The following is a 23,478-nucleotide window of genomic DNA, read 5'->3' as shown; positions in this document are numbered from 1 at the left end:
GCGGGTGGACAGGGCGCTTCCGAGTCGGCGCGACGAGTTGCTGCAGCTCGCCGCGACGATGTTCGCCGACCGCGGGCTGCGGGCGACGACGGTCCGCGACATCGCGGACTCCGCCGGGATCCTGTCGGGCAGCCTCTATCACCACTTCAAATCCAAGGAGCAAATGGTCGAAGAGGTTTTGAAGGACTTTCTCGATTGGCTCTTCACCCGCTACGACGAGATCGTTGCCGCGACCACGGATCCGCTGGAGCGGGTCAGCGGGTTGTTCATGGTTTCCTTCGAAGCCATCGAACACCGGCACGCCCAGGTCGTCATCTATCAGGACGAGGCCAAGCGGCTGAACTCGCTGCCGCAGTTCGGTTTCCTCGACGACCGCAACCGTCAGCAACGCCGGATGTGGGTCGAGGTCCTCAAACAGGGCATCGCCGAGGGCAGCTTCCGCCCCGACATCGACGTCGACCTGGTGTACCGCTTCATCCGTGACACCACCTGGGTCTCGGTGCGCTGGTATCAGCCCGGCGGACCGCTCACGGCCGAACAGGTCGGCAGACAGTACCTCGCCATCGTCCTTGGTGGCATAACGGAAGGATCGAAATAATGGCTGTGGCTTCAGAGGCGTACGTCATCGATGCTGTGCGCACCGCTGTCGGCAAGCGCAACGGATCACTCGCCGGTGTGCATCCCGTGGATCTCGGTGCTGCGGCGTGGCGGGGCCTGTTCGAGCGCAACGACGTCGATCCGGGCGCCGTGGACGACGTCATCGCCGGTTGTGTCGACGCGATCGGCCCGCAGGCCGGCAACATCGCCAGGTTGTCCTGGCTGGCAGCGGGTTTCCCGGAGGAAGTCCCCGGCGTCACCGTCGACCGGCAGTGCGGCTCCAGCCAGCAGGCCATCTCCTTCGGCGCTCAGGCCATCATGTCCGGCACGGCCGATCTGATCGTCGCCGGCGGCATGCAGAACATGAGCCAGATCCCGATCAGCTCCGCGATGACGGTCGCCGAGCAGTTCGGATTCACCTCTCCGACAAACGAATCGAAGAGTTGGCTGCACCGCTACGGTGATCAGGAGATCTCGCAGTTCCGCGGGTCGGAGTTGATCGCCGAGAAGTGGAACCTGTCCCGCGAGGAGATGGAGCAGTACGCGCTGATGAGTCATCATCGCGCGCAGGCCGCGATCCGTGCCGGGCACTTCGAGAACGAGATCATCCCCGTGCAGACCGACGGCGCCGGCTTCGCCACCGATGAGGGCCCGCGCGACACCTCGCTGGAGAAGATGGCCGGCCTCAAGACGCTCGTCGAGGGCGGACGCCTGACCGCGGCGATGGCCAGCCAGATCTCCGACGGGGCCAGCGCGGTGTTGCTGGCCTCGGAGGATGCGGTCAAGACCCATGGGCTGAAGCCGCGCGCACGTATCCACCACATCAGCGCTCGCGGCGCCGATCCGGTGTTCATGTTGACCGGGCCGATCCCGGCGACCCGCTACGCGCTGGACAAGACCGGCCTGACGATCGACGACATCGACACCGTCGAGATCAACGAGGCCTTCGCGCCGGTGGTGCAGGCCTGGCTGAAGGAGACCAAGGCCGACCCCGAGAAGGTCAACCCCAGTGGTGGCGCGATCGCCCTCGGTCACCCGCTCGGCGCTACGGGCGCAAAGCTTTTCGCGACGATGTTGAACACCCTGGAGCGCACCGGCGGCCGCTACGGCCTGCAGACGATGTGCGAGGGTGGCGGCACCGCCAACGTCACGATCATCGAGCGGCTGTCGTAGCGGCGTCCGCGAAAACAGACCGGCCGATCGCACGCTGTGGCATCCTCCATCTGACATTTAGCGTTGTCAGGTGGAGGATGCCGTGCTTGCGCAGGAACGTCGGAATACCAGACCGTTCGGTTATGGTTTTGCGGCGATAGCACTCTCGGTGGGCCTCGTGCTCGCACCGATGCACGGCGTGGCGTACGCCGAGCCTGCCGATGCCGGTTCTGCCTCCGCACAGCAGGCGGCGGACGGGCCGGAGGATGGCGCCGAGTCCAGGAAGCCGCCCTCGCGCAGATCGGGGCCGGCCGACACCGAGACGCCGACGACCGGCTCCGGGGAGTCCGCCCCGTCGCGAGCAGACGAGGACGCGGACCCGGTAGATTCGGCGCCCGAAGACTCCGGACTTCCCGACGGCGACACCGCGGAGATCGACGAGACCGCGGGGACCGGCGAACTTCCGGGTCCGGGTCCGGCATCGGAACCGGTCGCAGCACGCGAGGGCGTCGCCCCCGTCCCCACCACGCCCACCGACGCCCGGGAGCCGGCCGCAGTCGCACTGGCAACGGTCGAGCCCGCCACCCCACTGCCAGTGCTCGACAGGTCGCCGGCGCGGGCCGAGGTCGTGTCGGTTACATCGCCGACCGCCGCCGATGTCGCCCCGATCGAGATCACGAGACCCGCTCCGCCGCAGCCTCTCTCACCCGTCGCGCAACTCCTGGAGCTGCCGGGCCGACTGATCAACGCCGTGCTGCAGGCGCTGGGCTTCACCGCGTCGGCGAACCATCCGCCGGTCCCCAACGGCCTCGGACCGATCAACGACCTGATCTTCGGCGCGTTCCGCGAACTCGAACGACTGATCGGTCTGCACCGCACACCGCCGCCGCTGCCGGAAGTTCCGACGCTGACCTACACCGGCCCCGTCACCCGCCCGACGCCGACGGTCGCCCAGTTCCTCAACGCGTCCGCGGCCGGCTATGTGCTCGGTGGGACGCCGGGCGGGCTGGTTCCGTTCACCGTCAACGGGTTTCAGCTGTCACGGACCAACATCTTCACCGGCATGGTGGGCAGGACCTGGGTGACTCCCGAGGGCCAGGTGATCATCGCCTACCAGGGCACGACGGGCGGATCGCATCTGCTGTTCAACCCGCTGATCACGATCACCCAGGTACTCGCCGATCTGCAGGTGGTGTTCACCCGCACGACGCCGCTCGCGTTCTACGACGCCCTCGATTTCGCCGAGCGGGTGCTCGCCGAGGCCGCGGTGCAGGGGTACGCCACCGACGACATCTTCGTCACCGGTCACTCGCTGGGCGGATGGGAGGCCCAGTTCGTCGCCCAGCAGATCGGCCTGGCCGGCATCGGTTTCGAGGCCCCCGGCATGAACACCCGCACGCCGGGCAACGGCGCCGACTCGATGTTCGTCAACATCGGCACGTACGGGAGCTCAGCGCCGTACATGGCGACCGATCTGCCGGGCCTGCAACCGTTCATGCCGCCCTACGTGCCAGGGGGTGGAACGAAACCGCACTACGGCCCGATCGTGATGATCGGCGACCCCGCGGCGATGACGCCGCTGTACAACGCATCGGCGCTGTGGGGCAGGGGTCTGATCGGCACCACGATCTTCCTGGTGGACTACCTGATCAACTTCTTCCAGTACCACCTGCCGGGCGTACAGGCCTACCACCTCGACGTGGTCCCGGACCCCGGCATGGTGTTGTTCCTCGGCACGTCGCGGGGGCCGGTCCACACCGGCTACGGGACGTTGACCATCCCGCAGCTGATGAGGGCGGCCTCCGACGACGGAATCCTGTTCCGGCCGTGACGGTCCGGCGCGGCCCCAGTGGTCAGTGGTCGTGCAGGATCACGCCGCGGATGTTGCGGCCCTCCCGCATGTCCTCGTAGCCCTCGTTGACCTCGGCGAGCTTGTACTCGTGGGTGACGGTCTCGTCGAGCAGTAGCTTGCCCTCGCGGTAGAGCGACAGCAGTCGCGGGATGTCGGCGCGCGGGTTCGCCTCGCCGTAGAGGCTGCCCAGCAGGCGCTTCTGGAACAGCGTGAACATCATCATGCCCAGTGTCGGCTGATTGTCGGCCATCGTGGACAGGGCCGTCATCACCACCGCGCCGCCCTTGCGGATGATGTTGGCGGCCTCCTCCAGCATCGACCCGGCCAGCAGGCCGACGGTCAGGATCGCCGAGTCGGCCATCACGCCGCGGGTGAGGTCGGCGACGAGTGCGGTCGCCTCTTCCATCGAGGTGACGAAGTGGGTGGCGCCGAACCGGAATGCCAAGTCCCGCTTCGCCTCCACCGGCTCGACGACGACGATCTTCTCGGCGCCGGCCAGCCTCGCGCCCTGGATGGCGCCGCTGCCGATGCCGCCGAGGCCGATGACCACGACGGTGTCCCCGGGTGACACGTCGGCGGTGTTGACCGCCGAACCCCATCCGGTGGTGACGCCGCAGCCGAGCAGGCACGCCCGCGACAGCGGGATGTCGTCGTCGATCTTGACGATGGACGCTTCGGGCACCGTGCCGTACTGCGAGAACGTGCCGACCAGCGCCATCACGCCGACGTCCTGGCCGTTGATGTGCCGGCGATAGGTGCCGTCGAGTTGGGTGCCGGCCATGATCATGGCTCCGAGGTCGCACAGGTTCTGATGTCCGGTCGAACAGAACCGGCAGCGCCCACAGGCCGGCAGGAACGATGCCACGACGTGGTCACCGGGAGCGAGCCCGACGACCCCGGCGCCGACCTCCCGCACGATCCCGGCACCTTCGTGTCCACCGATCAGTGGCAGCGGTGCGGGCAGATCGCCGGTGCGGATGTGCTCGTCGGAGTGGCACAGACCGGTGGCCTCCCAGCTCACCAGCACCTCGCCGTCGCCCGGCGGATCGAGATCGATCTCCTCGACCGTCCAGTCGCCGCCGTACTCCCACAGAATCGCCGCGTTGGTCTTCATGCCGCCGAGTCTAGGAACGTCGGCGCGACGGCACGGCAGAATGGCTGGACGCGTGTCGAGAACCTGCTCAGCGGATGTGCTGCGAAGCCTTCTGCAGGTGTTCGACCGCCTCGGCCACGATCGCCGGGACGAGCTCCGCGCAGGACGGCAGGTCATCGATGATGCCCGCGACCTGCCCGGATGCCAGCACGCCGGCCTCGGTGTTGCCCTCGACGAGACCGGCCTTGAGCAGCATCGGGGTGTTGGCCGCCATCACGACCTGCGACCACGTCAGGTCCTTGCCGTGCCGCATCGCCAGGCCATCGGTGATCATGGACTTCCACGTCATGCCCGACATCTTCTTGAACTTCTGGGCGTTGAGGACCGCGGCAGACAGGCCGCGCACCGGGGAGCCGCTCTCCAGTTTCTCGACCAGTCCGGTGCGCAGCACGCGATGCGGCATACCGTCGACCTTCGTCGACACCACGGTGCCGTCCAGCGCCGCGTCCAGGTAACGCTGCTTGACGGCGTCGGGCACCGTCGAATCCTTGGTCAACAGGAACCGGGTTCCCATCGCCACGCCGGCGGCGCCGTATGTCAGGGCGGCCGCGAGACCGCGCCCGTCGAAGAAGCCGCCTGCGGCGACGACCGGCATCCCGGTGTCGGCGACGGCGTCGAGGACGGAGGGGAGCAGCAGCGTGGTGGCGATCGGTCCGGTGTGGCCGCCGCCCTCGCCGCCCTGCACGATGACGGCGTCGGCACCCCAGCCGGCGACCTTCTTCGCGTGCTTGGCCAGTCCGACGGACGGGATGACGACCACGCCGGCTTCTTTGAGCCGTGCGATCAGGTCGGGTTTGGGCGCCAGCGCGAACGACGCGACCTTGACGCCCTCACGGATCAGCAGTTCCACCCGCTCGTTGGCGTCGCCGGCATCGGCGCGGATGTTGATGCCGAAGGGTTTGTCGGTCGCAGCCTTGACCTTCCCGACCGCGGTGGTGAGTTCGGCCAGCGTCATCGTCGCCGACGCGAGGATGCCCAGGCCGCCCGCGTTGGACGTGGCGGCGACCAGGCGTGCGCCCGCGACCCAGCCCATGCCGGTCTGGACGACGGGATGCTCGATGCCGACCAGTTCGGTCAGCGGGGTGACGAGGCGCGTCACGACTTGACTTCTTTGTCCCGCAACGACTTCGGGTCCACCACCTCGCGCAGCAGCCTCTGTTCCTCGGCGGAGGGGAGCCGGGTGGTCTCGGCCCCGTCGAGTCCGTGCACCTCGAACGAGGTGTTCTCGGCAACCTGGTCGGCCTCCACGCCGGGATGCAGTGAGAGCGCCCGCATCTGGTGGTCCGGGCCGTTGAAGTCGAACACGCCGAGGTTGGTCACGACGCGGTAGACATTGACGAAACGGTATGCGGGGTTATCGGGATCGATCTTGTCCCAGCCGATTCCGGAGACGATGTCGACGGAATCACCGAACACGCGCGTGGAATGGTTGCCCACCCAGTAGCTCGTCGCGTGGTTGATGGTGTTGCCGGGGGCGCCTCGCACCCCGAACATCTGCCGGGTCGGGTGTTGCAGCGGCCCGAACGCGGACAGGTTCTGATTGCCGTACCGGTCGATCTGGTTGGCGCCCATCACCACATGCCTGCGGCCCCAGCTCAGCGTCTCGAAGACCCGGCCGAACGGCATCCAGCCCTCGATCGCGGCGGCCGCGCCGATCGCAGGCGTGTCCGCGATGAGGCGGGCTTCGCCGTCGCTCAGCACGATATCGGGGGAGAAGGTCAGCCGGGCCAGCCGCGCACCGATCGACACGATCGTCGTCATCGGGCTGACCATGATTTCGCCTGCGTCGCGGAACAATTCGGCGCATGCGACGGCGCATACCTCGGCGCGGGTTGCGGAGATCACTTCGACGCCTCCTGGGCTTGCTGGAATTCACGGACCGCGGCCTGGTAGTCCTCTTCGCTGCCGGACAGGTAGGTCTTGACGAACTCTGCCCATGTCTCGTCGGATGCGGCGGCCTCGGCGTAATGGCGCTGGAACTTCTCGTCGCGGCGGTAATCCGGTTCGGCGGTGGTGAAGTGAGCCCCGTTGGGGGCCTCCACCACGGAGTCGACCATCATCCGGTTGATCAGCAATGCTTGCGGGGGAACCGATTTCACCAGTTCTTCGGTGGAGACCACCTTCTCCACCGACAGCAAGCGCTTTTCGGCGGACATCAGGAACAGGTCGTCGAAGTAGGGGTCGATGCCGGTGTATGCGGCATTGCCCTTCGCGTCACCGAGGTTCAGGTGCACCAGTGCCGCGTCGAGGTTCAGCGCCGGCATCGCGACGAGCTCCTCGTAGCCCGAACCCGTGGGGTACGGGGACTTCACGGTCTTGAGCTCGTCGCCCCAGAACGCGCGCACGTCGCTGCCCAGCCCGGCCCGGATCGGCAAGAACGGCAGCCGCTGGGCCGCGGCCTGCAGACCACACCGCAGCATGCCCTCGTCCATCTCCCGCGACTCGATCGCTCCGGTGGTGCGCGCCTTGGCGAACCACGGGTCGTAGAACGGCGGTGAATCCAGCGACACGAAGCCGTAGTAGACGCGCGTGACCTTGCCCGCCGAGCACAGCAGGCCCAGGTCCGGTCCGCCGTAGGTGACGACGGTCAGGTCGGTGACCTCGGTGCGCAGCAGTGCGCGCACGAGTGCCATCGGTTTGCGCCGAGATCCCCAGCCTCCGATGCCGATGGTCATGCCGCTCTCGATCGAGGAGACCGCCTCGTCGAGAGTTGTTCTCTTGTCTGTCATGTTATTTCGACCCTTTGTCCGTACCGGCGAACGCGTCCCGATGCTCGTCGGACACTCCTGCCAGGTTCAGTTCGAACGTGAACCCCTGCTCCATGCGGTATCTGGCGTTGACCGGTTGGATGTCGATGAAGTTCAGCGCTTCCTTGGCGGCCCGGATGACGCGGGTGTCCTTCGAGGCGATGTCACGGGCGACGCGCAGGGCGGCCTCGTCCAGGTCCGCGCGCGGCACCACCTCGTGCACCGAGCCGAAGTGGTGCAGGGTGTCGGCGCCGACGGTCGCCGCGGTGAAGAACAACCGGCGCATCAGATGCTGTGGCACCAGCCGGGACAGGTGGGTGGCGGCACCGAGTGCGCCGCGCTCCACTTCAGGGAGCCCGAACTTCGCGTCGTCGGAGGCGACGATCACATCGGCGTTGCCGACGAGGCCGATTCCCCCGCCGACGCAGAACCCGTTGACCGCGGCGACGACGGGCACCGCGCATTCGTACACCGCTCGGAAGGCCTCGTAGCAACCGCGATTCGCGTCGATGAGCGCGGTGAAGCCCTCGGTGTTCTGCATCTCTTTGATGTCCACGCCGGCGTTGAAGCCGCGGCCCTCGGCGCGAAGGATCACCACGTGGGTGTTCTGATCGCGGCCCGCGGCGGTGATGGTGTCGGCGAGTTCGAACCAGCCGCGCGACGGGATGGCGTTGACCGGTGGGTAGTCGACGGTCACCGTGACGATGCCCGGTTCCACGGTCTTTGTGGTGATTGGCATGCAAACTCCTGGGTCGCTACCTAAGCAAGCACTTGCTTGGTACGCTAGCACAGTGACTGACGCCGTCGACAGGGCCGCTTCCGGCCGCAGCGCCATTGCACTAGGCCTCACCGGATGCGTCGTCCTCGTCACCGGCGGGGTACGGGGCGTGGGAGCGGGCATCAGCACGGTGTTCGCCGATCAGGGCGCCACCGTGATCACCTGTGCGCGCCGCCCGGTCGACAGTTCCCCGTATGAATTCAGGGCCTGCGACATCCGCGACGACGACGCGGTGAAGGCTCTGGTCGACGGTATCGCCGCCGATCACGGCCGGCTCGACGTCGTGGTCAACAACGCGGGCGGGTCACCCTACGTACTCGCCGCCGAGGCGTCGGCGAAGTTCAGCATGAAGATCCTTCAGCTGAATTTACTTGGTGCTCTGTCGGTTTCGACTCACGCCAACGCCGTCATGCAGAAGCAGGACGGAGGCGGCTCGATTGTCAACATCTCCAGCGTCAGCGGTCACCGTCCCACGCCGGGCACCGCCGCATACGGAGCGGCCAAGGCGGGGATCGACAACCTCACCCGCACATTGGCGGTCGAGTGGGCGCCCAGGGTCAGGGTCAACTCGGTGGTCGTCGGGATGGTCGAGACCGAGCAATCCGAACTGTTCTACGGTGACGCGGACTCGATCGCCGCGATATCGAAGAACGTGCCGCTGGGCCGATTGGCCCGGCCCGAGGACATCGGTTGGGCGACGGCGTTCCTCGCCTCCGATGCGGCTTCCTACATCAGCGGTGCGTCGCTGGAGGTGCACGGAGGCGGAGAGCCGCCGCACTACCTGTCGACCACCACTGCCGACATCAAATAAGGAGACACAGATATGGGACTGCTGGACGGCCGCGTGGTCATCGTGACGGGTGCGGGTGGCGGGATCGGACGGGCGCACGCGCTGGCGTTCGCCGCCGAAGGGGCCCGCGTCGTGGTCAACGACATCGGCGTCGGTCTGGACGGCTCGCCCGCCGGCGGCGGGAGCGCCGCCCAGACGGTCGTCGACGAGATCGTCGCCGCCGGAGGCGAAGCGGTCACCAGCGGCGCCAACGTCGCGGACTGGGGGCAGGCCGAGGGATTGATCCAGACCGCCGTCGATACCTTCGGCGGACTCGACGTGCTGGTGAACAACGCCGGGATCGTGCGGGACCGGATGTTCGCCAACACCTCCGAGGAGGAGTTCGACGCGGTCACCGCGGTGCACCTCAAGGGGCACTTCGCGACGATGAAACATGCCGCCGCGTACTGGCGTGCGAGGTCCAAGGCCGGCGACACGGTCGACGCCCGCATCATCAACACGAGCTCCGGTGCAGGACTGCAGGGCAGCGTGGGGCAGGCCAACTACAGCGCAGCCAAGGCGGGCATCGCCGCGCTGACGCTCGTGGCCGCCGCCGAGATGGGTCGCTACGGTGTCAGCGTCAACGCGATCGCGCCGTCGGCCCGGACGCGGATGACCGAGACCGTCTTCGCCGACATGATGGCGACCCAGGACAAAGAGTTCGACGCGATGGCGCCGGAGAACATCTCGCCGCTGGTGGTGTGGCTCGGCAGCGTCGAATCACGAGACGTCACGGGCCGGATGTTCGAGGTCGAGGGCGGCAAGATCCGGGTGGCCGAGGGATGGGCGCACGGGCCCGAGATCGACAAGGGCGCGCGCTGGGATCCCGCCGAACTCGGCCCGGTCGTCGGCGATCTGCTCGCCAAAGCGCGTACACCGGTCCCGGTCTACGGAGCCTGATCCGGTTCGTCGCGCGCTATTCGTCGAAGATGCGGGCAGACGCCAGATGCGCGAGATCCCGCAGGGTGGTCACGTGCCCCGAGGTCCAGTCCCGAGGGATGGTGTCCCAGACGCACAGTGTGCCGATCGCGTGCTGGCCGCTGTCCATCAGCGGGATGCCGAGGTACGAGACCACGGTCCCGTCGGTGACGGCCGGGTTGTACTTCAAGACCGGGTCGGTGCGCGCGTCGGTGACGACCAGAGGTTGCCCTGCAGCGACGGCGTACTGACACACCGATCGCGCCAGCGGTGTCTCCCGGGCGTCGGGTGCGTCCGTCGCAGCACCGTGCATCGCGACGAAGAACTGCCGGTCGATGTCGACGAGGGTGATCGCCGCGCCCGGGGCGCCCAGCGCGGTGGCCGCCATGTCGGCGATGCGGTCGAACGCGACATCCCGGGGAGCGTCCAGCAGCCCGGTCGCGCGCAGCGCCTCCAACCGCTCGGGGTCGACGACGACCGGGTTGGGGCCGCTGGTCTCCTGGGGAAGAACGATGCCGACCTCGGAGAGATGCTCGAAGAAGACGGCCATCTCCTCGTCGCGGCGCTTGATGTCACCCATCAGTCGGGTGGCCACCGCCTGGGCGACGTAGTCGGGCACCGTCTGACCGGCGAGGGCCGCCTGCTCGTCCACCAAGCGGTTGAGCCAGTCGTCGAAGCCCGATAGGGAGGTCACCTTCGCAACGATAATCGAGCATGTCTGGCCACGTACCTGGTTGAAGTCGAATGCCGGGGAGCGTGCACTCGTGACACCTCACGGGCGGTGGGTGATGACGACACTCAGCAAACGTCTTCCGGATTCGATGTGCCCGGGTAGCATCGGGCTTCGATTCGGGGCGAGGGGGACTGGACTGATGCCAGTGGCGCGGGCGAGTGATCGCCCATGAAGTTCGCTTTCCTCACCGAGCTGTACTTTCCTCATGTCGGCGGTCAGGAAGTGTTCTTCCAGGAGCTCGCCGAGGCGATGGTGCGGCGTGGCCACCAGGTCGACGTCCACTGCATCGGCCATGAACCAGGGCTGCCTTCTGACGAGATGATCAACGGCGTGCGGGTGTTGCGGCACACCAACAGAGGCCGGTACATGTCGCCCAAGATCGCCGCGCTGCGCCGGGACTGGACGGACATCACGAAGTTCAGCGCCGATGTGCGCAGGATGGCGGCCCGTGGGGAGCACGACTTCATCCTGATGAACCAGTGGCCCTTGATGCACATCCCGGCGCTGCCCGGAAAGATTCGCGCTCGCAGTGCTGTGCACTGGTGCGAGATTCGCGAGGACCGCCTGTTCAGATTGCTGCAATCGCAGCTGCCCAAGTGGGTCGGGATGAACTTCGCCGTCAGCGAGGCGGTCGCCATCGCTATCCGCTCACAGTCCGGTCGGGATTGCGGTGTCCTACCGAGCGGTATCGTTGCCGCGCGATACCGGTCCACTCCCCGTGCTGAGCGCTCCGGGATTCTGTACGTCGGGAGGCTCGCGCCACACAAGAATTTGACGCTGCTGGTCGATGCGTTCGCACTCGCGGCCGATCGTGGCTTCCCCGGTGATCTGGTGATCGCCGGTAACGGCCCGGCGCGGGAGGAGATCGTGAGCTATGCCGCGCAGTCGCCCGTCGCCTCGCGCATCAGGGTCCTCGGCTCGGTCGACGAGGCAGAGAAGATCGAACTTCTGGCCCACTCGGCGCTACTCGGGATGCCCAGTCGCCGTGAGGGTTTCCCGAGAGTCATCGCCGAGGCGATGGCAAGCGGGACACCGGTGGTGACCGCGGACTTTTCCGAGAACGGCGGCCGGGACGTGGTCAGGCAGTACGGGTCCGGCATTGTTTGCGGCACCGAACCGGCCGATTTCGCAGATGCCATGGTGGCGGCCACAGCGAAGGACGATTGGGAAGGCTTCTCGGAAGCCGGCCTGCGCGGTGCGACATCGCTCGATTGGAACCAGGTTGCGGAAACGCTGGAGAAGCACGCCTGCTCTGTAGCGGGCCACCGCTAGCTGGCTGTAGGGCGAGTCAAGGGTGTTGAAGGTCGTAGTGGGCCTACGTCCCGAGGCGGGGCGTGATTTCGTGCGGTCGGTGGTGCTGCTGGGTTGGGGGCGGGTGCCTGGCGCCCACGCTGACGTATGCAACCTCGGTGGGTTATCTGGCGTGGTTCGGGCTGCCGTAAAGGCGAAGGGCCGGGTGCCAAGCTAGCCTCGGCGTGACCCGGTGGGTCCGCCATAGCGGATACGGCATCTGATCCGGCCCTTCGTCCCGTCCTCTTAGCGTGGCACTTACCGACAGGGGTTGTGAAGGGTCTGATTCGGTCCTTTCGCGGTGGGTGTCAGGGGTTCAGGCCCAGCGGGTCGGTTCGTAGGTGGCGTGGTCGCGAACCAGTGCATGAGCGATGCGGTTGGCACGATGAGCCAACGCGCAGGCGACGACGCCGCCGGGCTTGCCGCGGTCCTTTAGCCCGTGGGCGTAGGTCTTGGCTGCCGGTTCACTGAGCCACAGGCCCATGCCGAGGTCGATCAGGGCGCGGCGCAGCGCCACGCTGCCTTCACGGCTGATGCCGCCATCGCGGCGCTTGTGCGCCGATTCGTACTGCATCGGAGACAGCCCCGACGCACGATAGATTTGCCGCGGTCCCGGCCACCGCTTCGGGTCACCAAGGGCAGCAGCGTAATTGGATACCCGCACCACGCCCCAGCCCGGCACCGAGGTCAACGTCGCGTAGGGGCTGCGCGGTAGCAGCTCTCCCAGTGCGGCCTCCGCGGATTGGATTTGGTCGTCGAGGTCGGCCAGCAAGTTCATGTCGGCGGCCAGGATCTGGCGGGCGATCATCGCGTCGCGGGTCGGCAGTGCATCGCGGGCCGCAGCGACCAAACGCTCCGCGACCGGACGACGCAGCTGCAGATCCCGGGTCGCGGCGAACCGGATCAGCCGGCTGACTCCGAGCCCTGCCAGACGGGCCGGGTCGGAGAATTCGGCGGCGACCAGCCGGCCGATCCTGGTGGCCAGCACGTCGGGCAGCGCCAGGGTCAGTCCGGGAAACGCCCGATCCAATTGACCGAGCAACTGGTTCTTCGTCGCACTGCGCGTGGCCACTCGTCGGCTCCGATGCGCAGCCCAAGCACTGAGTTCGCCGATCACGACATCACGGTCGACGACCGAGCAACCGTGTCCACTCAGCACGAGTTCGGTGATCGCCTCCAAGTCGATGACGTCGGTCTTGATCCGTCGCCGGCCCTGCACTCGGCGTTGCTCGGCGACATGAGCGGGATTGAGTTCCACCACTTCCCACCCCTCGGGCCACCGATGGTCGAGCACTGGTCGGTGATAATGGCCGGCAGCCTCCACGGCGACCTTGACCTGCCCCGACGCAGGCACCGCGGCCATCACGCGAGTCGTCGCAGCGATCAAACCCGACCGGTTCATCGCGAACTCCGACGGCGTGAGCAATCGATGTCGAGCCGCGTCGGTCACCGAAAACACTGCAGAAGTCTTGCCGACATCGACGGCAACGACGATGGTGGACGACGTGACTGGAGCTCCATGCACAGACACAACAAACACCTCCGGGGTGTGTCAGGAGGTCCACGTGCGTCAACACACGGACCCCGAAAGGAATCAGTTACAGATCCCTTCCTGACACCTCCGGAGGCATTTGAGAAGGACCAACTCGATCTATATCAGCGGATTAAGGAGAGTTCATGCGGGTAATGATCACCGGCGGCGCCGGATTCGTCGGCAAGCAACTGGTCCGCTCGCTCAAGGACCGTGCGGAAGTGCTCGTCGCCGACCTGCTCCGGTACGGCACGCCCGACTGGCTGGAAGGGGAACCGGACGGATTCGCGTTTCGCAGGGTCGACATTCGCGATGCGGCGGCGACGCGCGCGTTGATCGACGATTTCGCACCAGAGGTGATCGTCCACCTCGCGGCGATCCACTACATCCCCGAGTGCGACAGCGACCCGGCCAACGCCGTGGCCACCAACGTCACAGGCACGGTGAACCTCTTGGCCGCCTGCGCGCCGGGAACCCGCTTTGTGTTCGCCAGCAGTGGTGCCGTATACCGACCGGACGAAGCCGCCCATCGTGAACTCGAATCTGTGGTGGAGCCGGTCGACATCTATGGCTACACGAAGCAGCAGGGTGAGGTCTACCTGCGGGCACTCGCCGAGAGCAGGAATCTCTCCGGCGTCATCGTCCGCTTGTTCAACGTCATCGGTCCTGGCGAGACGAACCCGCATCTTCTACCTGCCATCGTCGTCCAGCTGCGGGACAACCCGGAGGCGATCTATCTCGGCAACACGTGGCCCAAGCGCGACTACATCGACGTGCTGGACGCCGCGAGCGGGTTCGCCGCTGCCGCGTTGGGCACCGCCCCAGAGCCGGGTCATTGCGAGGTTGTCAATCTCGGTAGCGGACAGCAGTATTCGGTCGACGAGATCGTCGACCGGATGCGTTCGGTCCTCGGTCTGAACTTCGAAGTGCGGCAGGACGAGCGACGCATGCGTGCGGTCGACCGTCCGTTCCTCGGTGCCGACATCACCCGGATACGCGACACCTTCGGATGGAGCCCGCAGCACGAGCTGGACGAGACACTCAAACGGATGTGGGGCAACCCGGATTTCCTTCCCGATCTGGAAGGGCGCCTGACCTAGCCGATGGACCTGCTCTTCGACGCCCGACATATTCGGCAGAGCGGAATCGGGACCTACATCGGGCTGCTACTTCCGGAGCTGGAGCAGACGTTCGCCGAGCGTCGGCTCTCGCTCGGCGTGCTGGTCGGCCGGCAGACCGCGCCGGCCCTTCGCGACACGACTACTGTGCTTGTCGAGCAGGCCACGGCACCGATGTATTCCATGGCAGAGCAACGGGTTTGGGATCAGACCGTGCGCTCCGCGCGGCCGAGGGGCCTGTGGGTTCCGCATTATCCGTTCCCGCTGACCGCACTGCGGCCGGCGCACCGGAAGATGCAGTTGTTCGTCACCGTGCACGACACCCTGCACGTGATGGACAAGACGATCAGCGGAATGAGTACGGCCCGGAAGTACTACGCCAGGACGATGCTCACGCTCGATGCACGGCGGAGCCGTCTCATCTTCACACCGTCGCAGGCGACGGTGGACACACTCAAAGCGTTCGCGCCTGCGGCGCGTACCTGTGTGACGCCGATCCCGGTCGGTGAGGAGTGGTTCGACGCTGCCGAGCCCGGACTTTCGCCTGTGACCGCCCCCTACGTGCTCTACGTCGGCAACGCCAAGTGGCACAAGAACCTACCGTTTCTGATGGAAGCGTTCGGAGATGTAAGCGGCGATGTCCCTCACAAACTGGTGATCGCCGGAAGCGGCGAGGCGCTGCGCGGTGGCGACGAGCGCGTGACCCGGCTCGCCGAGACAATGGGCGACCGGGTCGTCGTCATGGGACGCCTCGACTTCGACGTCCTTCGCTCGCTGGTGGCGCAAGCCGACCTGCTCGTCATGCCGTCGCTGCACGAAGGTGCGGGGTTGCCACCGATCGAGGCGATGGCGTCCCGTACCGCGGTCCTTGCCTCGGACATCGCCGCGCTGAGGGAGACGTGTGGTGATGGCGCTGCATACTTCGACCCGTACGACCGCCGTGCGTTGGCTGAGTTGCTTCGGCGCTACTGTCGCGACGCAGACGCAACCGCTGAGCTGGCTTCCCGCGGAAGGGCTTACGTGGAATCACGACAGGCAGGGCTGTCATTGCGGTCAGCTGCTGAGGCGGTGGCCTCCGACCTCAGTGGGCACCCTCCGCGCGGCCGAGACTAACTCCGGCCCTCGAGGGCGTCGGAAGTTTCACTGCCGTTCGCATTCACGGTTGCGGCCCTACGCCTTCGCGACCATAGGTACGCGGCGATTGCGGCGACTGAGACGGCGATGAGAACGGCAACGCCGACGGGAGCCCACCTGCCCACAAAGTCCGTGTGGGTGCCCTGCTCAACAGCTGATCCTTGCGAGGGGTCGGCGGCGTCGCGGATCGCGACGTTGGTGGGGTCGCCCCCTGTCCCTGCGGCGAGAACGTCGCCGGTCAGGGCGGACCAGCCGCCTTCGAGTTGCCCTAGGTAGTTGAAGAGCGGATCCACGAGTGGCCACGCATCTGTCGTCGTGATCAGAACAACTGAGCGGTCGCGGGGTCGGTCGGCGAAAGCCTGAATAGATCCGAGACCATCCTCGAAATCCGCGCGGAGTTCTACGGGCAGGCCGACTTCGACCGAACTGCCCTCACCGCTGAGCGGTGGACTCAGCGAGCTTTCTTTCAGTGCTCCGGTTCGGGCGACGATGAGCGCGCCTGCCTTCGCGTCGACCGCTGTTTTGAGGTCGACTACCCGGGGAAGCAACGGCGCGCCGGTGAGTCGCGAGATGGAGACGACGACTGCTGCGGCATAGGCCAGTTGATTTGGGCTGCTCCCGTCGAAAGCGACAAGGAAGCGTGGGCTGAACTCTGAAGGCACTGCCCCGAAACCGTGGAGGGGCGGCCCGCCGCGGCTGATCGTCAGCGTCGACTGCGGATCGACCTGGAAGGTGATGGGCGCAATGAAGGGCCCGCACGATTCCTGCGGCGTATACGTGAGGGCGAAGTCGAGATTGAGCCACTGGCCGAAAGTCTGGCTGCTCATGTCGAACGTCGCGTCGAGACGTCCGGAGTTGTCGAGCGCAGTCCGGTACACCACGACATCGTCGGAACGGATCACGACACTTGCGGAATCGTCGGTCGGCACCGGGGTGTAATCGGCCTTCAAGTTCACCGTGACCTTGTCGATCCGGCCACCAAGGGTTGAGCGGTCTGTCGCCACCCTCAAACTCCCGGTGCGAAGAACATCGGTTCTGCCGGTCATACCCAACTGACCGAAGGTCGGACTGTCCAACCGGGCGGGCTCTACGGATCCGGCCGCGTCGATCCTGGACGACGCGGTCTGAACGAGGGACTGGAGCTGGTTGACCAGAAGTGACACCTGCGTCGAGAGTTCGTCCCCCTGACCAGCGACCCGTAGGTAGGCTCCCGGACTTCCGGGTGCCCTGACGTCGAGGCCGGCTTGTCCACCGGTCTCGACCACCACGGCACGCCCGAGTTGTCCGGCCGGGGGCGGGGTCGCGCCGCGCGGATGATTGACCACCCGGACCTCCACCGGTTGCGGGCGATAGAGCTGCGTAACCGTCGACGCCAGTGTCAGAGCCGCCTGCTGTTCCGCTGAGTCGGCGTCGTCAGGCGCGTAGATGACCGCCCGCTCGAGGACAGGCGGAAAGAAGTTCGCAATGGTGGCCGCTGAGGACTCGGCGCCGGTGAAGACCGTCGCGAGGTCACTGATGTGCACCTGCTGCAACGGTCCGCAGAACTGATCGGCATTGTCGAGCGGCCTCACCGTCAAAGTGAGATCAGCCGCCTCGGCGCGGACCTGCGCTGCGGAGATATCGACGTCCAGCGGGGTGACCGCTTGCGCCGAACTCGCCCGGGGGAGATCGACGGCCGCAAGGAACCTTCCGTCCCCGTCTTTGACCTCCAGGAAGCTCGACTCGATGTTCATGGGCGCGTGCACGAGTCCCTGAAGACGTGTCGGCGTCAGACCCGGGGGGACCGGTATCACGAAACTCGTACTGCTGTCCGCGCCGAGGAAGGTCTCCGGTTCCAGCCCGAGAGCTCGCCAGGGAAGGCGAAGGCCTGGAGCTGCGGCGGCTTCTGCGGCGACGTCTGGCTGCGCGTGCGCCACCCCGGAGTGCAATCCCGCGGACAGGGACGGAGCGACGAGGATCAACATCGCTGACAGGACCCGAATGCCACGGCGCTTCATGCGCTGACCTCGCCCGAATCAGGCCCGCGTGAATCGTGTAGGTCGGCGGCGGATCTCTCGCTGACTTGCATCGGCGGCTGTCGGGAAAACGTCAACATGACTGAACTGACCGGATGCACGCGGTTCCACTTTCGGTGTTCGAGCTTCGTAATCCCAACAGGGAAAGGACTATACCGGCGGGTACATGCCCTCGACAGGCAATTACCGTCGAGCGGGCTGCCACAGGCGGACAGCGGCGCGGGGCTCTATGAGTATCGCCGCCGGGCGAACCATTGTGGGATAGCGTTACACGTCTGTGCGCGCCTTCGATGCGGACGCCAGGCGGTGAGAATAAAGGGAGTGTATCGGCGATGAAGAGTCGCAGTTGACTGTCAAGGACTTCGCGCAGATCTTGCGTTCGCGGTGGAAGTTGATTTGCGGCGCAACCGTCCTTGCCGTGTTGGCCGCGTTCGCTTACTCGTTCGTGGTCACGCCGCAGTACCAGGCCACAACGCGAATGTTCGTGGCGACCACGTCCGATGGCACCAATACCCAGACGTATGACGGCGGCCTGTTTGCGGAACGTCGCGTGCTCTCCTACACCGAGTTGGTGATGGGCGAGCTACTCGCCCAGCGCACTGTCGACAAACTGGGGCTCGATATGACTGCGGCCGACCTGCAGGCGAAGATCGAAGCCACCGTGCCGGCGGACACGGTCCTCATCGATGTCGCGGTGACGGATTCGTCGGCGTCCCGCGCCCGCGACATCGCGAACACGCTGGCCGACGAATTCGTTGTGATGGCTGCAGCGCTGGAGACACCAGAGCTGGGTGCTCCGCCCAATGCCCGCGTGGTCATCCAGCAGCGAGCCGAGTTGCCCGACAGCCCGATGAGTGCCAAGACGACGCGGATGCTCGCCATTGCTGCGGTGACAGGCGCACTGCTGGGGATCTGCATCGCGTTGGTCCGAGACCGGATGGACGACACGGTCAAGAGCGCAGATGTCCTGGAGAAGGTGACGGGGGTCGGACTGCTGGCCGATGTTCCGTTCGAAGAACAGCGGGCAAAGGGTCCGCTACCGTCGTTCGACACGGATCGGTCGAAGGTCGCCAATGCCTACCGCGAGCTCCGGATCAACCTGCGGTTTCTCCAGGTGGCCGATGGGCCACGTGTGCTTCTGATCGCCAGCTGTGGACCCGATGACGGCAGGACGACCACCGCTGTCAATCTGGCGCTGGCACTTGCCGAGGCGAACCACTCGGTGGTCATCGTGGATGCCGACCTTCGGCGGCCGGTGGTCGCTGCGTATCTCGAGCTCCCCGGGCAGGTGGGCTTCAGCAGTGTGTTGAATGGAGAGGCGAGCATCCGAGAAGCGCTGCAGGACACGAGCGTTCCCCGGTTGAAGGCGTTGACATCCGGGCCTGTTCCGCCGAATCCCACCGAGCTTCTCGAATCGCCGGTGACCGGTGAGGTTCTGGGAGAGCTCAGTAGGGAGTTCGACTACGTGATCGTCGATTCCCCGTCGCTGCTTGTCACGGATGCAGCCCTGCTGGCTTCGAGGTCTCAGGGCGTGCTCGTGGTCGCACGATTCGGAAAGACCACGCGCAAACAGCTCACCGAGGCAGTTCATCGACTGACACGAGCCGGCGGGCCCCTGCTCGGCGCGGTTCTGACGATGACGCCCCCCACGAAGCGCGACTCCGGAGACACTTACGACGTTTCCGCGGGCGAGGCCCGAGCAGGCTCCCGCGCTCAGCGTGCGAGCTGGCGCCGCGGCGCCCACGGCAAGTGAACGGTCCGCGCAGCCATGAATCCGCACGAATTGGAACAGGGTAGACACCAAACCACATTCGTAGCAGCGGTGCCGAAGGACGGCGAAGCGCATGCCACAAGGACGACAGACCGTGTCCGTTCCTTCGGAGTCTATGTAGCGGCGCTCCCGCGTGTCTGCCGCTCGACGGCAACGGATTTCCGGAAGAATGACCGCGCATTCGCCCTGTTGACAGTGGGTGCGATCGCACTTGTGGTCATCCCCGATCTGATCACCTATCTGATGGTCGAACACTCGCCGGTATTACCGCCGGGAGAGGCTCAGACATCCTCGGATCTGCCGCTGGCCCAACTGGCCAGCCTTGGCGGCTCGGCGGTGCTGCTCGCATTGACTGCCGTCGTCGCAGCGATGCGCGGCCATCCTGACCGGGATGTCACCGGTCTGTTTGTGCTGTTGCTCGCTGTCAACGTCCCTTTTCTGGTCAGCCCCCAAGTGCCTCCGCCGGCGGATCTGCCGAAGATTCTTCTCGCAAACTTGTTCGTCCTGGCGATCTGGAATGTCGGCGCTCCGATCTCCGGCCTGAAATGGGTGCCGTACACAGTCGCAGCAATCTCGGTGTACTCGCTCATCGGCGGGCTGATCATCCCAGAGTTCATGATGTACAACACGGCCTCGGAGAAGGCGATCGTCGCGGGCTGGGAGTTGGCCGGGCCGTTCGGGCACGCCAACGTTCTGGGCATGTACTGCGCACTCGCGTTCGCGCTGGTGCCGCTCATTCCCGAACGGAGATTGCGCCTGGCCGTCGGTGTCATCCTCGCCGCAACCATGATCGCGGCAGCTTCCAGGACCGCCCTCATCGCCGCTGCTCTGGTGGCCATGTGGTGGTTGTTCTGCTGGTTCCGATCGATCGCGCGTATTTCGGTTCGGGCGGCCGGTACCGCCCTCGTCGGGGTGAGCGCGGCCTTGATGTTCGCGGTTCCGTTCGCAGACTGGGACCCTTCGGCATTCACCGAACGTGCCCTGGTGTGGGCGGAGAGCTTGAAGGTCTGGCAGCAATCACCCGCGGTGGGAATGGGCGTCAATTGGTTTCTCAATGATGCTCAGCAGGCTGCGAACATCGCCAAATGGGCCTATGTGGGTACCGGTCACAACATGGTCGTCGACACGTTGGTGAAGTCAGGGCTCCTGGGGTTGGCGGTGCTGACACTGTTGCTGGTGGCAGCGATCAAGTCGACCCGTGCCCTCCGGATTCCCAGTCAGCAGATCGCGTGCTTCGGCTATCTGATCGCGTTTTTCGTCGCTGCGACGACCGAAGCGGTGTGGGCGCTACTTCCCAACCTGCAGCTCTTCCCGATAAGTGGGTTGATCTTCGCGGTGATGATCGTGACTCGACATGAAGATGTCCGCGGGAGCCGGCTTGATGCGCCCATCTGAGAGATCGGTCAGCGTGGTCATACCCACCATCTGCCGAGCGAGTGTGAGATCTGCAGTCGAATCGGCATTGCGCCAGTCGTATCCGCCGCTCGAGATCATCGTGGTGGTGGACTCCGACGGTGAGCCGGATCTACCGGAGTCGCCTGCGGTACGCGTAGTGCGGACGTCGGGGCGGGTGGGACCCAGCTTGGCCAAACATGTCGGAGTCGAATCCGCAGTGGGCACTGTGATCGCGTTTCTCGACGACGACGACGTCTGGCGCCAGGACAAGCTGGCCGTTCAGTTGGCTGCGGCACCGGATGGCGACAAATGGATTCTCGCATCACGCTTCTCGGTCCACATCGACGGCCGGGAACCGATCATCGGTCCGCGCACCCTGATCACCCCGCACGAACCCGTCGCTCCTTTCTTGTTCGAGTTCCGCGCGCAGCGCGCCTTCAACATGGTGCAGACCTCGACCTTGGTTTTTCCGCGCTCGGTGGCCGAGGCGGTCCCGCTCTCGGTGGCAGCCGGCTCCATTCACGACGATCCGAAGTGGCTGATCGAAGTCCGGCGTGCTTTCCCCGACATACCCGTGATACAGGTGGCCGAGCCCCTCGTGGACATCATGTGGACCCCGGCGTCGCTGTCCAGGTCGGGCGTGGACCGAAGCGCGGAGCTGATCGCCTGGGGCATCAGTGAACTCGCCGACGAGTCGAAGCGCGTTCGCGGCGACTACATGCTGACCTCTCCAGTCGGCTCAGCGCTGGGCGCGGGGTCCTACCGAGGCGTTGCCAGGTCCGTCGCGGCGGGCATCCGTTACGGACGTCCGGGCGTCCTCGCGTGGGCAAGCGTCGTGAAATCACTGTTGAAGCTCTCAGCGGGACGTATCCGCGCAGGCGCGACTCGGCGACGCGGCCCGGAATGAGCTCCGCAGGCCGGTGGTACTGATGCCGCCATCGTTCATCAGAAACACCATGCTCGGGTTCGGGTCCGGTGCTGCGGTCGCGCTTGCCGGATTCATCGGCAACGCGATCACAGCCCGCCTACTCGGTCCGGACGACTTGGGAGTCCTTGCCTACGTGGTCTTCTGCGTGACAATCGGGTCGATGGTCGCCGGATTGGGTATCGGTATCGTGCAACAACGGTTCATACCGAAGCTGCGTGCCGCGGGAGACGACGACGAAGCCGACGGGCTGATCGGAGCCACCACCAGACTGTCGATACTTGCCGCGGTCGTCGGGACTCTCTTACTCTTCGCCTACCTCTACTGGCCGGGCCGCGAGGCGACCGATGCGGGTTCGGAGTCTTCTCGCGACATCGTGATCGCAGTGGCGTTGATCTGGTTCATCCTCTGGCGCATGGCGGAGGTCTATCAGTTCTACCTGAGAGGCGAGCAGCGCTTCGGAGAGCTGGCGCGCTTGTCGGCAGTGTCGGCCTTGATAAAACTGGTGGTGATCACGGCGGGTGCCTGGTTCTTCGGAATCCCGGGTGCTCTGGCCGGTTACGTCGCCGGAAACCTGCTGCCGGCAGCCAGGATTGGTCGTCTGCTGCGTATCAAGCCGAAGGTGAGTCCATCGCTGCGGCAGGAGGTCACCCGTTTTGCGCTCACGAGTTGGGCCACGGCTGTGCTGGGTGGCCTCGTGTTCGGCCGCACCGAGGTTCTCTTCCTGGAGCATTACACGGGGCTCGAGGCAGTCGGGTTCTTCGCGGCCGCGGTGACCGTGGCCGAAATGGCGGTACAGCTACCGCCCCTTCTACTTTCAGCGTTGCTGCCCCGGTTCAGCGAGCAGCACGGCCTCGGCGCCCGGGAGGATATGCACCGCCTGTACCGCACGATGACGGCGCTCATTGCGATGGTCATCGTTCCGCTGTGTCTCGGTTTGGCGGCGCTTGCCCCCGTGCTGGTGCCGCTTCTGTTCGGTAGCGCATTCGAGAACTCGGTTCCCGTCGCATCGGTTCTGCTGATCGCCGCAGCCATCAGCAGCCTGGGCGTCACGACTTTCTACCTCCTGCAGAGCATCGGCAAGACCGGCTTCCTGTTGATGTCGAACGGGATTGGTCTGCTCGGCACCCTCGCGCTCGGCTTCCTTCTCGTCCCCCGGTTCGGGCTGATGGGCGCCGCATGGTCCCGGGGCATAGTGCAGGTAACCGTCGTTCTCATCGAGACCTTCTACGTGACACGACGTCTGAACGTTTCGCCGCCCTATCGGGCGCTCGCAGCGATCGCCTTGGCTGCTGTCGCGCAGGCCGGAGTCGCCTACGGCATCGTGCTCGGTTGGGGCGGCATCGCCTCGTTGTGGATCGCGATCCCCGCCGCTGTTCTGACCTTCCTGGTGGCAATTCGACTGCTCGCGGTGATCCCGATGGTCGCCCCGGGTATTCCGGCACGACTGATCGACAGGGCGCCCTCACGACTGAGGCCTTTGGTGTCGGGATTGATGATGCTGCTGGTGCCGGCCGACAGGCGCGGTCCGTGACGGCGA

The 23,478-nt window shown here is 65.9% G+C and carries 20 protein-coding genes; 12 read left to right on the top strand and 8 right to left on the bottom strand.

The window, feature by feature from the left end:
• Nucleotides 1–4: 4 nt before the first annotated feature.
• The 3 genes from kstR2 (at nucleotide 5) to DYE23_RS24670 (ending at nucleotide 3,580) form a co-directional block, all read left to right on the top strand.
• A complete protein-coding gene (gene kstR2, locus DYE23_RS24680; protein WP_011892380.1) occupies nucleotides 5–598 on the top strand; it encodes a TetR family transcriptional regulator KstR2 in 594 nt (197 codons plus the stop codon).
• Nucleotides 598–1,770 carry a steroid 3-ketoacyl-CoA thiolase FadA6 gene (fadA6, locus tag DYE23_RS24675; RefSeq protein ID WP_099962011.1) on the top strand — a complete coding sequence of 391 codons (1,173 nt, stop codon included), beginning with the start codon at nucleotides 598–600 and terminating at the stop codon, nucleotides 1,768–1,770. The genes kstR2 and fadA6 overlap by 1 nt, the downstream gene beginning before the upstream one ends.
• A 169-nt stretch (nucleotides 1,771–1,939) precedes the next feature.
• Nucleotides 1,940–3,580 (top strand): hypothetical protein, encoded by a 1,641-nt coding sequence (locus DYE23_RS24670; protein WP_276051599.1) that lies wholly within the window; start codon nucleotides 1,940–1,942, stop codon nucleotides 3,578–3,580.
• Between the two features lie 22 nt (nucleotides 3,581–3,602).
• Here the strand turns inward: DYE23_RS24670 and DYE23_RS24665 are convergent, their stop codons facing one another.
• The 5 genes from DYE23_RS24665 to echA20 all read right to left on the bottom strand — a co-directional run bounded on the left by DYE23_RS24665 (nucleotide 3,603) and on the right by echA20 (nucleotide 8,240).
• Complete coding sequence (locus tag DYE23_RS24665) at nucleotides 3,603–4,715, bottom strand: NDMA-dependent alcohol dehydrogenase (RefSeq protein WP_013472860.1); 1,113 nt, start codon at nucleotides 4,713–4,715, stop codon at nucleotides 3,603–3,605.
• Between the two features lie 67 nt (nucleotides 4,716–4,782).
• The gene (gene ipdC, locus DYE23_RS24660; RefSeq protein ID WP_013472859.1) at nucleotides 4,783–5,853 is read right to left on the bottom strand and encodes a (3aS,4S,5R,7aS)-5-hydroxy-7a-methyl-1-oxo-octahydro-1H-indene-4-carboxyl-CoA dehydrogenase; all 1,071 of its coding nucleotides are present in this window, start codon (nucleotides 5,851–5,853) and stop codon (nucleotides 4,783–4,785) included.
• On the bottom strand, nucleotides 5,850–6,599 hold the full coding sequence (gene ipdB, locus DYE23_RS24655; protein WP_013472858.1) for a cholesterol ring-cleaving hydrolase subunit IpdB: 750 nt from the start codon (nucleotides 6,597–6,599) through the stop codon (nucleotides 5,850–5,852). Before ipdB ends, ipdC begins: the two co-directional genes overlap by 4 nt.
• Entirely contained in the window at nucleotides 6,596–7,483 is an 888-nt protein-coding gene (gene ipdA, locus DYE23_RS24650) for a cholesterol ring-cleaving hydrolase subunit IpdA (RefSeq protein ID WP_115328431.1), read from the bottom strand. The genes ipdB and ipdA overlap by 4 nt, the downstream gene beginning before the upstream one ends.
• Nucleotide 7,484: 1 nt before the next feature.
• Nucleotides 7,485–8,240 carry a (7aS)-7a-methyl-1,5-dioxo-2,3,5,6,7,7a-hexahydro-1H-indene-carboxyl-CoA hydrolase gene (gene echA20, locus DYE23_RS24645; RefSeq protein WP_099962008.1) on the bottom strand — a complete coding sequence of 252 codons (756 nt, stop codon included), beginning with the start codon at nucleotides 8,238–8,240 and terminating at the stop codon, nucleotides 7,485–7,487.
• A 52-nt stretch (nucleotides 8,241–8,292) separates the two neighbouring features.
• Between echA20 and DYE23_RS24640 the strand changes: the two genes are divergently transcribed.
• Both DYE23_RS24640 and DYE23_RS24635 read left to right on the top strand, forming a co-directional pair.
• On the top strand, nucleotides 8,293–9,090 hold the full coding sequence (locus DYE23_RS24640; protein WP_099962007.1) for an SDR family oxidoreductase: 798 nt from the start codon (nucleotides 8,293–8,295) through the stop codon (nucleotides 9,088–9,090).
• 12 nt (nucleotides 9,091–9,102) lie between these two features.
• On the top strand, nucleotides 9,103–10,008 hold the full coding sequence (locus tag DYE23_RS24635) for an SDR family oxidoreductase (RefSeq protein ID WP_013472854.1): 906 nt from the start codon (nucleotides 9,103–9,105) through the stop codon (nucleotides 10,006–10,008).
• Between the two features lie 16 nt (nucleotides 10,009–10,024).
• On the opposite strand, the gene DYE23_RS24630 is transcribed toward DYE23_RS24635, so the two are convergent.
• Nucleotides 10,025–10,720 carry a GAF domain-containing protein gene (locus DYE23_RS24630; RefSeq protein WP_013472853.1) on the bottom strand — a complete coding sequence of 232 codons (696 nt, stop codon included), beginning with the start codon at nucleotides 10,718–10,720 and terminating at the stop codon, nucleotides 10,025–10,027.
• Nucleotides 10,721–10,927: 207 nt separating this feature from the next.
• Here DYE23_RS24630 and DYE23_RS24625 point away from each other — a divergent pair, with 207 nt between their 5' ends.
• Nucleotides 10,928–12,031, top strand: coding sequence for a glycosyltransferase family 4 protein (locus DYE23_RS24625; RefSeq protein ID WP_115328430.1), 1,104 nt, complete (start codon nucleotides 10,928–10,930; stop codon nucleotides 12,029–12,031).
• Between the two features lie 334 nt (nucleotides 12,032–12,365).
• Here DYE23_RS24625 and DYE23_RS24620 read toward each other — a convergent pair whose 3' ends face one another.
• Nucleotides 12,366–13,580, bottom strand: coding sequence for an IS110 family RNA-guided transposase (locus tag DYE23_RS24620; RefSeq protein ID WP_115327778.1), 1,215 nt, complete (start codon nucleotides 13,578–13,580; stop codon nucleotides 12,366–12,368).
• A 146-nt stretch (nucleotides 13,581–13,726) separates the two neighbouring features.
• Between DYE23_RS24620 and DYE23_RS24615 the strand changes: the two genes are divergently transcribed.
• Nucleotides 13,727–14,680, top strand: a complete 954-nt coding sequence (locus DYE23_RS24615; protein ID WP_115328429.1) for an NAD-dependent epimerase/dehydratase family protein — start codon at nucleotides 13,727–13,729, stop codon at nucleotides 14,678–14,680.
• 3 nt (nucleotides 14,681–14,683) lie between these two features.
• Nucleotides 14,684–15,811, top strand: coding sequence for a glycosyltransferase family 4 protein (locus DYE23_RS24610; RefSeq protein ID WP_115328428.1), 1,128 nt, complete (start codon nucleotides 14,684–14,686; stop codon nucleotides 15,809–15,811).
• On the opposite strand, the gene DYE23_RS24605 is transcribed toward DYE23_RS24610, so the two are convergent.
• Nucleotides 15,808–17,748: a cellulose biosynthesis cyclic di-GMP-binding regulatory protein BcsB gene (locus tag DYE23_RS24605; RefSeq protein ID WP_235660489.1), complete on the bottom strand. Its 1,941-nt coding sequence runs from the start codon at nucleotides 17,746–17,748 to the stop codon at nucleotides 15,808–15,810. The two genes, DYE23_RS24610 and DYE23_RS24605, sit on opposite strands and share 4 nt — an antisense overlap.
• A 445-nt stretch (nucleotides 17,749–18,193) precedes the next feature.
• Between DYE23_RS24605 and DYE23_RS24600 the strand changes: the two genes are divergently transcribed.
• The 4 genes from DYE23_RS24600 to DYE23_RS24585 are packed head-to-tail and all read left to right on the top strand — an operon-like array spanning nucleotide 18,194 to nucleotide 23,472.
• Nucleotides 18,194–19,600: a tyrosine-protein kinase domain-containing protein gene (locus DYE23_RS24600; RefSeq protein ID WP_308207158.1), complete on the top strand. Its 1,407-nt coding sequence runs from the start codon at nucleotides 18,194–18,196 to the stop codon at nucleotides 19,598–19,600.
• Between the two features lie 15 nt (nucleotides 19,601–19,615).
• Nucleotides 19,616–21,013, top strand: a complete 1,398-nt coding sequence (locus DYE23_RS24595; RefSeq protein ID WP_115328425.1) for an O-antigen ligase family protein — start codon at nucleotides 19,616–19,618, stop codon at nucleotides 21,011–21,013.
• Nucleotides 20,973–21,920, top strand: coding sequence for a glycosyltransferase family 2 protein (locus DYE23_RS24590; protein ID WP_115328424.1), 948 nt, complete (start codon nucleotides 20,973–20,975; stop codon nucleotides 21,918–21,920). Before DYE23_RS24595 ends, DYE23_RS24590 begins: the two co-directional genes overlap by 41 nt.
• A 22-nt stretch (nucleotides 21,921–21,942) precedes the next feature.
• On the top strand, nucleotides 21,943–23,472 hold the full coding sequence (locus DYE23_RS24585; protein WP_147292301.1) for a lipopolysaccharide biosynthesis protein: 1,530 nt from the start codon (nucleotides 21,943–21,945) through the stop codon (nucleotides 23,470–23,472).
• Nucleotides 23,473–23,478 lie beyond the last annotated feature (6 nt).

Origin of the sequence: Mycolicibacterium gilvum, from assembly GCF_900454025.1 — a bacterium.
Lineage (GTDB): Bacteria > Actinomycetota > Actinomycetes > Mycobacteriales > Mycobacteriaceae > Mycobacterium > Mycobacterium gilvum.
Note: the sequence above shows the minus strand (reverse complement) of the source record. Positions and strands in the feature narration are given on the sequence as shown.